This window comes from Corallococcus sp. M7, from assembly GCF_054512695.1.
The window spans coordinates 7,535,392-7,548,460 of sequence record NZ_CM137252.1 but is presented as its reverse complement, the minus strand read 5'-3'; the positions used below and the strand labels follow the sequence as shown (position 1 = coordinate 7,548,460).

The window sequence follows — 13,069 nt, the reverse complement described above, 5'->3', positions numbered from 1 at the left end:
GTGGCCAAGCAGCACCTGCTCCTCGTCGATGGTGACGCGAAGAGTCTGCGCGTGATGGAGGTCAGCCTGAAGAAGGCCGGCTTCTCCGTCACGACTGCGATCCACGGCAAGGATGCGCTGGAGAAGGTCCAGATCAGCCCGCCGGACCTCGTGCTCGCGGACACCAAGATGCCGGAGATGGACGGCTTCGAGCTCTGCAAGACGCTCAAGTCCGACGAGCGCTTCAAGTTCATCCCCTTCGTCTTCCTGACGAACCAGAAGTCGGTCGAGTTCAAGGTGCGCGGCCTGGAGCTCGGGGGCGACGACTACCTGACGAAGCCCATCTACATCAAAGAGATCGTCACCCGCGTGAAGATGATCCTTCAGAAGGCCGAGAAGGAACGCATCGAGAAGCGCGAGACGACCAAGGGCGGCTTCGCGGGAAGCCTCGCCGACATGGGCGTCGTGGACCTGGTCCAGACGTTTGAAATCGGCCGCAAGACGGGCGTCATCTCCATCCAGGGCGAGCGCACCGGCGTCGTCTACTTCAAGGAAGGCCGCGTCATCGACGCGGAGCTGGGCAGGCTCAAGGGCGAGAACGCCTTCTACCGCCTGCTCAACACGTTCGAAGGCCAGTTCGACGTGCAGTTCACCACGTTGGACCGCACCGAGCGCATCGAGGTCTCCACGCAGGGCCTCCTCATGGAGGGCATGCGCCGGCTGGACGAGTGGGGCCGGATGCTCGAGCAGCTCCCGCCGCTGGAGACGGTCTTCGAAATTGACTACCACCAGCTGGCGGACCGCCTGTCGGAGATCCCCGACGAGGTGAACGGCCTGTTGCGCCTGTTCGACGGCAAGCGCGCGCTGTCGCGCGTGGTGGAGGACTCGGACTTCGAGGACCTGGCCGCGCTGGGCATCATCAGCAAGCTGTACTTCGAAGGGCTGATCCGCGAGCTGGGCAACGCGCCGCTGGAGCCCGTGCAGAGCAGCAAGCCGGGCATCGAGCAGTGGCTGAACGCCGCGCCGCCCATCCCCGTGGACGTCGCGCCCGCGCAGGAGCCCGCGCCCCAGGAGTCCGCGTCCCACGACGCGCCGGCCCCCGTGGAGCCGCCCCCGGTGGATGCGGCGCCCGTGGCGGAAGCACCGGTCTCCGAGCCGGAGCCCGAGCCCGCGCAGCCCGAGCCCGTGGAGGAGGTCACGCCCGTGGCGGAGAGGGCGCCCGCGCCGGTCTCCCCGCAGCCCGCGCAGGTGGTCATCTTCCCGCCGCGCGTGCGTCACGGCGAGGGCGCTCCGCCCCCGTTCGGCCAGGATGCCGCGGAGCCCGCGGTGCCGCCGCTGTCGCAGGAGGGCTCGGCGTTCCTCGTGGAGCCGCCTCCGGCGCACCGCGCGGTGGATCATGCGCGGCGCAGCCTGCTGCTCGACTGGAGCCGCGTGGACACGGAGGGCCTGAGCGCCTCCAGCACCTGGGGCCCGGGCTCGCCCTGGTCGTCCGCGGCCCGCGCTCCGTCCGCGCCCAGCCCGTTCGCCGCGCAGCCCGCGCAGGCGGCCGTGGAGCCGCAGCCCTCGCGTCCGCCCATCTTCGGTGGCGCGGCCATCGCGCCCAGCCCGCTGGCGCCGGTGCCGCCGCCCACGCCGGCCCCGCCCTCATCCGAGGTGACGCTGGTGAGCGGCACGGAGCCGTTCCACGAAGAGGTGCCGGTGGAGGAGCCCGCGCCGCCGCAGCTCGCGCTGCCGCCGTATCCGGGCCACGGCATCGTGCCGCCGCAGGTCGCCCCCGTGGCGCTCAACGTCGAGTTCCCCGCGACGACGCCCTTCGACGCGCAGCCGGCCGCCATGGAGCCGGTGGACACCGCCGCGCAGGACGTGCCCGCCTCCGAGGCGTACTTCACGGAGCCCGAGCCCGCCACGCCCGTGCAGCCGTCCACGGCGAGCGCCCCGGTTCCCGAGACGCCCACCGCGGCCCCTGTCGCGCCCCCTCCGGCCAGCACCGCGCCCACGAGCAGCACGAAGCCCGCCGCCTCCAAGCCCTCGCACGACGAGGACGACGCGGCGCTGATCGCCGCGATGAAGCCCAAGCGCACGGGCCTCTACGTCGCGGGCGGCCTGCTCCTGGTCGCGGCCGTGGCCGCGGTGGTCATCTCCAAGGGCTCGGGCAGCGCCGAAACGCCCAAGCCCGACGCGCCCAAGGTGACGCAGCCCACGAAGCCCGAGGACGCGCCCAAGCCGCCGGAGACGACGCCTCCGCCGGCCGTCACGCCGCCGCCCACGAAGACCGTGGACGCGCCGACCGACGCGGGCGCGCCCCCGGCGAAGACCGTCGCCGCCCCGGAGGACGCGGGCACGCCGGTGAAGACGGCCACGCCCGAGCCCGCCGCCGTTCCCGACGCGGGTGTCGCGGTCGCAGTCGTCACGCCGCCGCCCACGACGCCTCCGGAGGCCGCGCCCAAGGCCACCTACGCGGACTTCATCAAGGACGGCCGCGCGGCGATGGCCCGCAAGGGCTTCAAGACGGCGATCGGCGCGTACCGCAAGGCGCTCGCGTTGGACAACGACTCCATCGAGGCGAAGTCGGGCCTGGCCATGGCGTTGGCGAACAGCAGCACCAATGAGTCCGGCTACCGCGAAGCGGCCAGGCTGCTCCAGGACGTCGTCAAGGCGGAGCCCAAGAACGCGAAGGCCTGGTTCTGGCTGGGCAGCTCGTTGCAGTTCTCCGGCGATGAAACCCGAGCAGCCGACGCCTATAAGAAGTATCTGTTCCTCGAACCGACGGGAAGCTCGGCGAACGAGGTGCGTGCCCTGCTCAATGGGATGAAGTGAGCAGGGGCGGCGGCCTGCCCGCCTCCTGCCCGCCCTTGTTGTCGGAGTCGTCGTGCTCGTCCTGGGACTTGAAACCTCGTGCGATGAAACCGCCGCCGCCGTCGTGGAGGACGGGCGGCGCGCCCTGTCGGACGTCGTCTCCACGCAGGTGGACATCCACCGCCGCTGGGGCGGCGTCGTGCCGGAGCTGGCGAGCCGCAACCACATCGTCCAGGTGATGCCCGTCGTCCACGAGGCCCTCACCCGCGCGGACAAGACGCTGGACGACATCGACCTCATCGCCGTCACGTCCGGCCCCGGCCTCATCGGCGCGCTGCTCGTGGGGCTCCAGGTGGCCAAGGGCTTGAGCCTCGCCACCGGCAAGCCCTTCGTGGGCGCCAACCACCTGGAAGGGCACCTGCTCGCCATCCGCCTGCTGGAGGACGCGCCCGCGCCGCCCTTCCTGGGGCTCGTCGTCTCCGGCGGGCACACCAGCCTCTACGAGGTCCGCGACTACGGGAACTACCGCCTCGTCGGCCGCACGCGCGATGACGCCGCGGGCGAGGCCTACGACAAGACGGCGCGCATCCTCGGCCTGCCATACCCGGGCGGGCAGCCCATTGATCAACTGGCGCAGAAGGGCGACCCGGAGGCCATCCGCTTCCCGCGCGCGCTGCCCGGCGACAACCTGGACGTGTCCTTCTCCGGCCTGAAGACGTCGGTGCTCCACCACGTCCAGAAGCACGGCGTGCCGCAAGGGCAGGCCCTCCACGACCTGTGCGCGTCGTTCCAGGAGGCGGTGGCGGACGTGCTGTCGAAGAAGCTCGTCGCCGCGGCGAAGAAGCTCGGGCACAAGCAGCTGGTGCTGTGCGGCGGCGTGGCGGCGAACTCGCGGCTCCGGGCGCTGTGCAAGCAGCGCGCGGAGGAGCGGGGCCTGCGCATGTTCCTGCCGCCGGTGCGGTTGTGCACGGACAATGGCGCGATGATCGCCGTCGCGGGGTATGAAGCGTGGCGCCGCGGCTTGCGCGGTGATTTCCGCCTCGCGGCCGACCCCGCCTGGCGCATGGAGTAGGGGCCTGACAGTGGATTCTCCGCGCGACATCCTCAAGCGCCACGGCCTGCGGGCCAAGCACAGCTGGGGACAGAACTTCCTCGGGGACCCGGACGCGCTCCAGGAGATTTCGGACGCGCTCGCGCCACGCGAGGGCGAAGCCGTGGTGGAGCTGGGCCCGGACCTGGGCCACCTCACGCGCTTCCTCGCCGCCACCGGCGCGCGCGTCACCGCCGTGGAGCGCGACCGCGACATGGTGGCCGTGCTGGAGAAGGAGGCCATCCCCGGCGTGCGTGTGGTGCCCGGCAACGCCGCCACGGTGGACTTCGCCCAGGTGGCCGGCGCGGACGAAATCGCGCTCGTGGGCAACCTGCCGTACCACCTCACCAGCCCCATCCTCTTCCAGGTGCTCGCGCAGCGCGCCCACATCTCGCGCGCCGTCTTCACGCTCCAGAAGGAAGTGGTGGTGCGGCTGGCCGCGGAGCCCGGCAACCGCGACTATGGCCTGCTCACGGTGCTGCTCGGCCTGCACTTCGACGTGGAGAACGTCCTCACGCTGGAGGCGTGGCGCTTCCATCCGCCCCCGAAGGTGGACTCCGCCGTGCTGCGCCTCACCCGGCTCAAGCAGCCCCGCGCGCCGCTGGTGGACGAGGCCCGCTTCACGCGGCTGGTGAAGGCCGGCTTCGCGCAGCGCCGCAAGACGCTGATCAACTCGCTCAAGTCCGACAAGGGCCTGGCGCCGCCGGATGTGCTGCTCGCCGCGCTCCAGACGGCGGGCATCGACCCGGGCCGCCGCGCGGAGACGCTCTCCCCGGAGGAGTTCGCCGCCATCGAGCGCGCCCTGGGGCCCGTGACGGCCATGGCGCCTCCGCCCCCGGACGCACCGGAAGACGAGTAGGAGACGAGTCGGGGACGTTCAGCGCTTCTGGCCCAGCGCGGCCAGGAGCCCACCCTGCTGGGCGAGGTACGCGCGGAACTCGTCCTCGTCGATGCGCAGGCGCGCGAGCACGCCGCTGAGGACCTCTTCCACGGAGCCCTCCGGCCGGCGCTTCAGCTCGAAGGCCGTCTTCAGCAGGGCCACTCCATAGAGTGGATCCACCTCCACCGGAGGTGCGGGAGGGGCCGTGGCCGGACGGGCGGCGGGCGCCGCTTGCGTCGTTTCCGCCAGATCCACCACCGTCTTCACCCGCTGCCTGCCGCGCATCTGTGGCCCGTCGCTCCCGCAGTCCGTGTTCGCGGGCACCGTAGGGGATGACCTCGGAGGGCGCAAGGGTGGGGTGACCCGGCGAAAATTGCCGGATGCACGGGGGCATGGTTGTGTTATCCGCCCCCCGCGCGCGCATGTGTCTCATGCGTGGCATTCCGGGGGCGGAGGCCTCGGGCCGATGGACCACCGCTACATCGTCGTCGAAGGCCCCATCGGCGTGGGCAAGACGAGCCTCACCAACCTCCTCACGGAGCGACTGGGCAGCCGCCGCATTCTGGAAGTGGTGGAGGAGAATCCCTTCCTCTCCAGCTTCTACGCGGACCGGCAGAAGTTCGCGTTCCAGACGCAGGTGTTCTTCCTGCTCTCGCGCTTCCGCCAGCAGCAGGAGCTCTTCCAGCAGGACCTGTTCCGCTCCGTCACCGTGAGCGACTACCTGTTCGCGAAGGACCGCATCTTCGCCAACCTCACGCTGGCCTCGGACGAGCTGGCCCTCTACGACCGCGTCTTCGAGGCGCTGGGGCCCCGCGTCCCGCAGCCCGACCTGGTCATCTACCTCCAGGCCCAGCTGGACGTGCTGCTGCATCGCATCAAGAAGCGCGGCCGTGAGTTCGAGCGCAAGTTCGACGCGGGCTACCTGGAGTCGCTCACGCACGCGTACAACGACTTCTTCGCGCACTACCAGGACACGCCGCTCCTGGTGGTGAACACGTCGGACATCGACTTCGTGCACAACGAGGACGACCGCGAGGACCTGCTGAAGACCATCGCGAACGCGAAGTCCGGCGTGCAGCACTACACCCCGAAGTCCCGCCGGGGCTGACGGCCGCCGCCCGCCTGGCTGCCTGGCGTGGTGGGTTAAACCCCCATGCGGCCCCGAGGGCGTTAGAGTGCATCCCCGTGGAACCCTGGCCTCCGGCGATCCCCCTGGGGACGGCGAGGGGCCTGACGTTCCACGCGGCTGTCCCACCCGTCTTGCCCACAGGAGGTGAACCGTGAAGGACAAGGTCACCATCCACACGCTGAAGCGCCTGAAGCAGTCCGGTCAGAAGATCTGCATGGTCACCGCCTACGACGCGACGTTCGCGCGCATCCTCGACGAGGGCGGCGCGGACGTGCTCCTGGTCGGTGACTCGCTGGGCATGGTCATCCAGGGCCAGGAGTCCACGCTGCCCGTCACCATGGACCAGATGGTCTACCACTGTGCGGCGGTGAGCCGCGGCGCGAAGCGGGCGCACGTGGTGGGCGACCTGCCGTTCATGAGCTACCAGGTGTCGCCGCAGGAGGCGGTGCGCAACGCCGGGCGGCTCGTGTCCGAAGGCAACGTGGGCAGCGTGAAGCTGGAGGGCGGCGCCGAGTTCGCCGACACCGTGCGCGCCATCGTCCGCGCCAGCATCCCCGTCATGGGCCACCTGGGCCTGACGCCGCAGTCGGTGCACAAGATGGGCGGCTACGTGGTGCAGGGCCGCGACGAGGACGCCGCGCGCCGCATGCTGGATGACGCGCTCGCGCTGGAGGCCGCCGGCGCCTACGCGCTGGTGCTGGAGGGCGTGCCGCTGGAGCTGGCGCGCACCATCACCCAGAGCCTCAAGATTCCGACCATCGGCATCGGCGCGGGCAAGCACTGTGATGGCCAGGTGCTGGTCTGCTACGACCTGCTGGGCATGAACCCGGACTTCAAGCCGAAGTTCGTGAAGCGCTTCGCCAACCTGCACGGGAACATCACCGAGGCCGCGAACACGTACTTCTCCGAAGTGCGCGCGGGCACCTTCCCGGACGAGGAGCACAGCTTCAAGGCCACCAAGGGCATCCGGCTGGTGACGCCCACGCCGGTGGCCGCCGACGCGGAAGGCGCTGGCGAGCCCGCGGAGAAGGTCGGCGGCATCTACGGAGCCCCGGTCTAAGCCATGGCACCCCACGTCCTGCGCACCGTTCCGGAAGTGAAGGCCTGGGTCGCGTCCCTCCAGAAGGAGGGAAAGTCCCTGGCGCTCGTTCCCACCATGGGCTTCCTGCATGAGGGCCACGTCTCGCTCATGAGGGAGGGCGGCCGGCGCGCGGACGTGGTGGCTGCCTCCATCTTCGTGAACCCCACGCAGTTCGGTCCCCGCGAGGACCTGGCGCGCTACCCGCGCGACTTCGAGGGGGACCTGGCCAAGTGCGCGAGCGCGGGCGTCACCGCCGTGTTCGCGCCCGAGCCCGCGGCGATGTACCCCCCGGGCTACCAGACCTACGTGGAGGTGACGGAGGTCAGCCAGGGGCTGTGCGGTGAGCGGCGTCCCGGCCACTTCCGGGGCGTCGCCACCATCGTCACGCAGCTGTTGGCGCTGTTCCGGCCGTCCGTGGCTCTCTTCGGTGAGAAGGACTACCAGCAGCTCCAGGTCATCAAGGCGCTCAACCGCGACCTGCACCTGGGCGCGGACATCGTGGGCATGCCCACCATCCGCGAGGCGGACGGGCTGGCCATGAGCAGCCGCAATGCCTACCTGTCGGCGGATGAACGCCAGCGGGCGCTCGCCCTGTCCAGGGGCATGCGGGCGGCCCAGGCCCTGCTCGCCTCCGGCACCCGGGACGCGCGGGCGCTGGTGGAGGCCGCCCGCCGTGAATTGCAGGCGGCGGACCTGCGCGAGGACTACGTGGAGGTTCGGGACGCCGGGACGCTCTCCCCCCTGGACACGGTGGCGCCCGGGCAGACGGCGCGCATGCTGGTGGCGGCCTTCTCTGGCACCACGCGGCTCATCGACAACATGCCGCTGGCCGGTTAGGAGACCCGGGACACGTTATGGCCGCTGGAAAGTCGAAGGGTGTGGGTGCGGAGCCGGGGGTGAAGCTCATTGCCGAGAACCGGCGTGCGCGCTTCGACTACACGGTGGATGAGAAGATAGAGGCCGGGCTGGAGCTCACGGGGAGCGAGGTGAAGTCGTTGCGTGAAGGAACGGCCAACCTGTCGGACGCCTACGCGCTCCAGAAGGGCACGGAGCTGTTCCTGCTCAACGCCCACATCGGCTCCTACAAGGCGGCCAGTGTCTTCGACCACCTTCCCACCCGGGGCCGGAAGCTGTTGATGCACCGGGCGGAGATCGACCGGTGGACGGCGAAGGTTCGCGAGCGCGGTTACTCCATCATCCCGCTCGTGCTGTACTTCAGGAAGGGGCGGGCCAAGGTGGAGCTGGGCCTGTGCCGCGGCAAGACGCACGAAGATCGCCGCCACGACATCAAGGAACGGGAGACGAAGCGGGAGATGGACCGGGAAGTGCGCCGTCGTTGAGGGCGCTCCCGCAATTCCCCTGCCGGACACGCTGGAATGGACAAGAAGGTTTCCGACAAGAAGGAGCGGCTGCTGGCCGCGCTCGACCAGGGCATGGTGATGATCCACCTGGACGCGCGCCGCCCCGGTGTGCTCGTCCCCGCCAGCCTCCGAGGCGAAGCGCACCTGCGCCTCAACCTCTCCTACCGTTTCGAGCCGCCCGACCTCACGGTGGGCGAGTGGGGCGTGCGCTCCACGCTGAGCTTCTCCGGTTCGCGCTTCACGGTGGCGGTGCCCTGGTCGGCGCTGTTCGCCATCGCCAGCCACGTGACGAAGGAGTTCTGGATGTACCCGGAGGAGATGCCGCCGGAGCTGCTCCAGCAGCCCCCGGTGGCGTCGGCCTCCGTCGCGCGTCCGCCGCAGCCCGCGCCAGTGCCCGTGGCCGCGGAGAGGCCCCGCGCCTTCCTGCGTGAGGTCCAGTCCGAGCACTCCGACGAGCCGGAGTCGCGTCCGGAGGTGGCGCCTCCGCCGCCGCCCGAGGGAGGCCCCCCGGACGAGCCGCAGCCGCCGCGCCGTGGCCACCTGCGGCTGGTGAAGTAGGACGGGCGTAGAGGCGGAGCGTCAGCGCTTGAGCTCCGCCGTCACGTCCGACTTCTTGCCGCCCATGAAGGACCCCGTCCAGACGCGGTAGCCCTTGAGCTTGAGCTGCACGGGGACGGAGCGCGCGGGGTAGGTGTTGTCCATCACCAGCGGCGTCACGCCGACCTCCACGCCGTCCACCAGGACGGTGGCGCCGGAGGGCTCGCTGTGGATGGACAGGACCGCCGAAGGGAGTCCCAACGCGCGCAGCACCTGGAGCTCGTAGCGGGGCCAGACGAACAGCGCGCCCGCCGCGAGCACCGCCGCGATGCCGAGCAGCGCCACCGCCGGTCCCCACCGCCTGCGGGAGCGGGAAGGCACCACGGGCTCGAACTCCGAAGGCGAGCTCTCCGCCCGGGGCGCGCGCTCCTCCAGCTCCAGGTCACCCTGAGCCGCCTGACGGATGCTGGGCCGGTTCATCCGCGCCGATTCATCCACGTCCGAGATGGACTGAGTAGCCAGCGCGGGCGCATCCGGGACAGCGGGGGAGGGCGCCTGCGCCCGGGCACGAGCGGCCGCCGCATTCGCCTGCGGCCGTGATGCAGAGCCCGAAGAGGGCCCACTCGCCGGAGCCCGAGCAGGTCCAGAGGCCGCCGACCCAGAGCCTCCTGGGGCCTCGGACTCGGATCCAGGCCACGCGGACTCGCTTGCGGAAGCACGCGGGGAAGCAGCGTCGGAGGTCATCGCGGAAGCACCGCCCCAGCTCGTGGAAGGCCCCCGTGTGCAGGACTCACAGGGGGAGTCAGGGGACTCCAGCGCCGTACCGCAGAGGGCACAGGTGTGGACCACGGCGCCGTCCGCGGACAGCGAGACACCTCCGACCGTCGGGCTCCACGGCTCCTCTTCCTCCGCCCCCACGGGGACGGCCGCCGGAGGCGCCTTCCACGCAGGCGAACCCGCGTTGCCACCGCCGTAAGCCACCGTGGCGGAACGCGCACCAGACGCGGAAGGGATGCGCCCCGTGTCCACGCCCTCACGAGGCACGGTGGACATCGCGAACGACGCCGACGTCGAAGCCGGAGCCTCCGCGAGCGCGGTCCGCGCCACCTCTCCCACGGACATGGGCAGCCGGATGCCACGCAGGAACGTCGCCAGCGCATGCGACGACGCGGGCTCACCTGTCTGCGCGAGCCACCGCGCCAGCGCCTCCGACACATCCTCCGGCTCCGGGAAGCGGGCCGCCGGTTCGCGCGACAGCATGCGCAGCACCAGCGTGGCCAGCGACGCCGGCACGTCCGGCAGCGACGCGGGCGCGCGGTTGAGGATGGAGTACGCCACCGCCATCGGCTCCGCCGCCGCCGACCCGAACGGGTGTTGCCCCGCGAGCAGCTCCGCCAGGATGATGCCCAGCGAGAACTGGTCGCTCAGCGCCGTGGCCGGCTCGCCCCGGATGACCTCCGGCGCCGCATAGGGCACCTTGCCCTTGAACGCCCCGGGCTCCGTGCGCGACAGGCCCGCCAGCCGCGCGATGCCGAAGTCCGTGACCTTCACTTCACCTTCGCGCGACACCAGCAGGTTGGACGGAGACACATCCCGGTGCGCCGTCACCACCGGTTGGCCGTCGTGCTGGCGGCGGTACGCGTGCTGCAATCCCGCCTGCGCCTGGCTCACGATGAACACCGCCAGGTGCGGAGGAATCCGCAGCCCCTGCCGGGTCACCGCCCGCATCAGCGCGCCCAGGTCCCAGCCGTCCACCAGCTCCATCACCAGGAAGAGCCCTTCCGCGCTCTCCCCCACGTCGTGCACGGTGACGATGTTCTGGTGTTGCAGCAGCATGGCCAGCCGCGCCTCGGAGACGAACATCCGGGAGATGTCCGGCTCGCGCGCCAGGTGCGGCAGCACGCGCTTGATGGCCACGGTGCGCTCGAAGCCCTCCGCGCCCTTCGCCACTCCCAGGAACAGCTCCGCCATGCCTCCGGTGGCCAGCGGTTGCAGCAGCCGATAGCGCGACGTCACGGGGACCTCCGGAGGGACGCGGTGGGGCGCCTCACCCCTGCGACTGGGTGATTTCGCGCAGGTGCTTCCACGGGTAGATGCCCGTGGTGTGCTGGTCGCTGAAGACGAACGCGAGCGCGTAGTTGCCCACCGGCTGCATCTGCAGCACACGCAGGTTCGCGGGCACCTGCGAGGGGTCCAGCGTGCGCTTCGCCGTCCACTCGTCCACGCACGCGGCGCACGGGCACTGCTGGCGCAGCACCTGCGCGGTGGCGGTCGTCGTCACGCCGTCATCCCACGTCAGCGTCAGTGACTCACCGTCCGCGGACAGCTTCGCATCCGTCGCGCTGACGGGCTTGGGCGCGGGCTTGATGCGATCCCAGAAATTGCTCACCGAATCCACCTTCCAAGGCTTTGGAGCAGCAGCCCCTCCCTACCATCCTTCCGGCGGAGTGGGGGGCCTGCCGCGAAAGCGAAAGGGCCCGGGGAGCCAGGGCTTCAGGAAGCCAGCTTGACGGGCTGCCGGTGGCCCTCCAGCCGCACGCCCCGCTGGGCCAGCACCGCGCGCAGCGCCAGCACCACCTTGGGGTCCAGCTGCGCGCCGCTCAGGTTGTCCAGGATCTCCATCGCCTTCTCCAGCGGCATGGCCTTCTGGTAGGGGCGCGTGGAGGTGCACGCATCGAACGTGTCCGCGCACGCCACGATGCGCGCGAGCAGCGGGATGGCCTCGCCCTTCAACTTGTCCGGGTAGCCCGTGCCGTCCCAGCGCTCGTGGTGGTGGCGCACGCACGCGCGCACCGAACCCAGGAACGTCACCGGCCCGATGATGGCGTCACCGATGGCGGGGTGCTCCCGCATCAGGGACATCTCCTGGTCGGTGAGCCGGGACTGCTTGCAGAGGATGTTCTCCGGGATGCCAATCTTCCCGATGTCGTGGAGGATGCCGCCGTATTGCAGCTGCCGCAGCTCGCGCTCCGTGAGCTTCAGCTCCTTGCCAATCTCCACCGCCACGTCGCCCACCCGCTGGCTGTGGCCGCGCGTGTATGCGTCCTTGGAGTCGATGGAGTTGGCCAGCGCGACGATGGTCTCCAGGTAGCCCTTCTCCAGGCTCTCGTAGAGGCCGCGCGTCTCCATGTCGTACGCCATGAGCTGCTTGCTCATGTAGTTGAACGTCTGGGCCAGCTCCCCCAGCTCGTTCTTCTGCTTCAGGTGCACCTCCACGCCGAACTTGCCGCGCGCCAGCTCCAGCGACGTCGCGATGAAGGTCTTCAAGGGCTGCGTGAGGTTGCGGGAGAAGATGGCCGCCAGCACCAGCGCCACCAGGATGGCGCCGCCCAGGTCCAGCAGGATGCGCCGCTCCATGGTCTCCACCTGGCGGTACGCGTGCTCCACCGGCTGTTCGGACACGATGGCCCAGCCCGCCTCCGGCAGCACCGAGTACGCGGACACCACCGCGTCGCGCCCCTCGCCGAAGTTGCCCACGTGGAACAGCTCCGTGTCGGGCGTGCCCTCGCGCTGCTTGAGCAGGTGCGCCAGGGGCAGCCGCTTCGACACGTCGTCACCCACCGCGCCCAGGTCGCCGCCGCCGGTAATCAAGCGGCCATGCCGGTCCGCCAGGTACGCGAACCCCGTGCTGCCCACGCGCTCCTGGGCCAGCATCTGCCGCAGGCCCGCGAGCGTGATGTCCGCGGCCATGTAGCCCTGCACCGGGTCGCCCACGGGGAAGGCCAGCGTCACCACCGGTCCGCCACCGCCGCCACCGTGGGACGCCACCACGTCCGAGTAGCGAACCCCGGTGAGCCCCTCGTCCAGGAGGGCCCGCGCGCGCTCCTCGTGCTCCGCCACCCCACTGGGCGCCATGTCGTGCACGGCGAAGGCCTGCAGCCCGGGAAGCCGCTGCCGGTCCGCGCCGAACACGGTGAGCGCCAGCACCTCCGGGCTCTGGTTGAGCACCGCCGTGATGTACAGCCGCTGCGTGTCGCGCGGCAGGGTGAAGAATCCCCCCGGCACGCTGGACAGCCCCACCACGCGCTCCGTGGGGTCCTCCAGGAAGCTCTCCGCCTTGAGCCGCAGCTGCTTCACGCGCTCCTGCGCCAGCTCCTGCGCATCGCGGATGAGCAGCTCGCGCGTATGGGACACCGACAACCAGCCCACCATCAGCGTGGGGATGATGCTGACCACCAGCATCAGGAGGAGGATGGCTTTGAAAAGTCGCACGGCG

The 13,069-nt window shown here is 70.7% G+C and carries 12 protein-coding genes; 8 read left to right on the top strand and 4 right to left on the bottom strand.

From position 1 onward, the window contains the following. From ACX114_RS30160 to rsmA, 3 genes are read left to right on the top strand one after another with little or no spacing between them, the layout of a single operon-like run. Window positions 1-2,796 carry a response regulator gene (locus ACX114_RS30160; RefSeq protein ID WP_459290224.1) on the top strand — a complete coding sequence of 932 codons (2,796 nt, stop codon included), beginning with the start codon at window positions 1-3 and terminating at the stop codon, window positions 2,794-2,796. Between the two features lie 52 nt (window positions 2,797-2,848). After that, complete coding sequence (gene tsaD, locus ACX114_RS30155; RefSeq protein WP_459290222.1) at window positions 2,849-3,847, top strand: tRNA (adenosine(37)-N6)-threonylcarbamoyltransferase complex transferase subunit TsaD; 999 nt, start codon at window positions 2,849-2,851, stop codon at window positions 3,845-3,847. A gap of 10 nt (window positions 3,848-3,857) precedes the next feature. After that, window positions 3,858-4,724 carry a 16S rRNA (adenine(1518)-N(6)/adenine(1519)-N(6))-dimethyltransferase RsmA gene (gene rsmA, locus ACX114_RS30150; protein WP_459290220.1) on the top strand — a complete coding sequence of 289 codons (867 nt, stop codon included), beginning with the start codon at window positions 3,858-3,860 and terminating at the stop codon, window positions 4,722-4,724. Window positions 4,725-4,742: 18 nt separating this feature from the next. Here the strand turns inward: rsmA and ACX114_RS30145 are convergent, their stop codons facing one another. Further along, window positions 4,743-5,030: a hypothetical protein gene (locus ACX114_RS30145; RefSeq protein WP_459290218.1), complete on the bottom strand. Its 288-nt coding sequence runs from the start codon at window positions 5,028-5,030 to the stop codon at window positions 4,743-4,745. Between the two features lie 181 nt (window positions 5,031-5,211). On the opposite strand from ACX114_RS30145, the gene ACX114_RS30140 reads away from it, so the two are divergent. The 5 genes from ACX114_RS30140 (at window position 5,212) to ACX114_RS30120 (ending at window position 8,874) form a co-directional block, all read left to right on the top strand. After that, the gene (locus tag ACX114_RS30140) at window positions 5,212-5,853 is read left to right on the top strand and encodes a deoxynucleoside kinase (RefSeq protein ID WP_459290217.1); all 642 of its coding nucleotides are present in this window, start codon (window positions 5,212-5,214) and stop codon (window positions 5,851-5,853) included. Window positions 5,854-6,025: 172 nt separating this feature from the next. After that, the gene (gene panB / locus ACX114_RS30135) at window positions 6,026-6,934 is read left to right on the top strand and encodes a 3-methyl-2-oxobutanoate hydroxymethyltransferase (RefSeq protein WP_459290215.1); all 909 of its coding nucleotides are present in this window, start codon (window positions 6,026-6,028) and stop codon (window positions 6,932-6,934) included. A gap of 3 nt (window positions 6,935-6,937) precedes the next feature. Continuing rightward, window positions 6,938-7,792 carry a pantoate--beta-alanine ligase gene (gene panC / locus ACX114_RS30130; RefSeq protein ID WP_459290213.1) on the top strand — a complete coding sequence of 285 codons (855 nt, stop codon included), beginning with the start codon at window positions 6,938-6,940 and terminating at the stop codon, window positions 7,790-7,792. 17 nt (window positions 7,793-7,809) lie between these two features. Next, window positions 7,810-8,295, top strand: coding sequence for an SsrA-binding protein SmpB (smpB, locus tag ACX114_RS30125; protein ID WP_014398822.1), 486 nt, complete (start codon window positions 7,810-7,812; stop codon window positions 8,293-8,295). Between the two features lie 36 nt (window positions 8,296-8,331). Beyond that, entirely contained in the window at window positions 8,332-8,874 is a 543-nt protein-coding gene (locus ACX114_RS30120; RefSeq protein ID WP_459290210.1) for a ClpXP protease specificity-enhancing factor SspB, read from the top strand. A gap of 21 nt (window positions 8,875-8,895) precedes the next feature. Here the strand turns inward: ACX114_RS30120 and ACX114_RS30115 are convergent, their stop codons facing one another. From ACX114_RS30115 to ACX114_RS30105, 3 genes are all read right to left on the bottom strand, one after another. After that, window positions 8,896-10,869, bottom strand: a complete 1,974-nt coding sequence (locus ACX114_RS30115) for a serine/threonine-protein kinase (RefSeq protein ID WP_459290208.1) — start codon at window positions 10,867-10,869, stop codon at window positions 8,896-8,898. A gap of 31 nt (window positions 10,870-10,900) precedes the next feature. Next, the gene (locus tag ACX114_RS30110; RefSeq protein ID WP_014398819.1) at window positions 10,901-11,242 is read right to left on the bottom strand and encodes a DUF971 domain-containing protein; all 342 of its coding nucleotides are present in this window, start codon (window positions 11,240-11,242) and stop codon (window positions 10,901-10,903) included. Window positions 11,243-11,346: 104 nt separating this feature from the next. Beyond that, a complete protein-coding gene (locus ACX114_RS30105) occupies window positions 11,347-13,065 on the bottom strand; it encodes an HD domain-containing phosphohydrolase (protein WP_459290206.1) in 1,719 nt (572 codons plus the stop codon). Window positions 13,066-13,069: the final 4 nt, after the last annotated feature.

Bases quoted from the DNA above. Each gene is read 5' to 3' on its own strand.
- ACX114_RS30145 (WP_459290218.1), bottom strand. From the start codon at position 5,030: ATGCGCGGCAGGCAGCGGGTGAAGACGGTGGTGGATCTGGCGGAAACG.
- ACX114_RS30140 (WP_459290217.1), top strand. From the start codon at position 5,212: ATGGACCACCGCTACATCGTCGTCGAAGGCCCCATCGGCGTGGGCAAG.
- panC (WP_459290213.1), top strand. From the start codon at position 6,938: ATGGCACCCCACGTCCTGCGCACCGTTCCGGAAGTGAAGGCCTGGGTC.
- smpB (WP_014398822.1), top strand. From the start codon at position 7,810: ATGGCCGCTGGAAAGTCGAAGGGTGTGGGTGCGGAGCCGGGGGTGAAG.
- ACX114_RS30120 (WP_459290210.1), top strand. From the start codon at position 8,332: ATGGACAAGAAGGTTTCCGACAAGAAGGAGCGGCTGCTGGCCGCGCTC.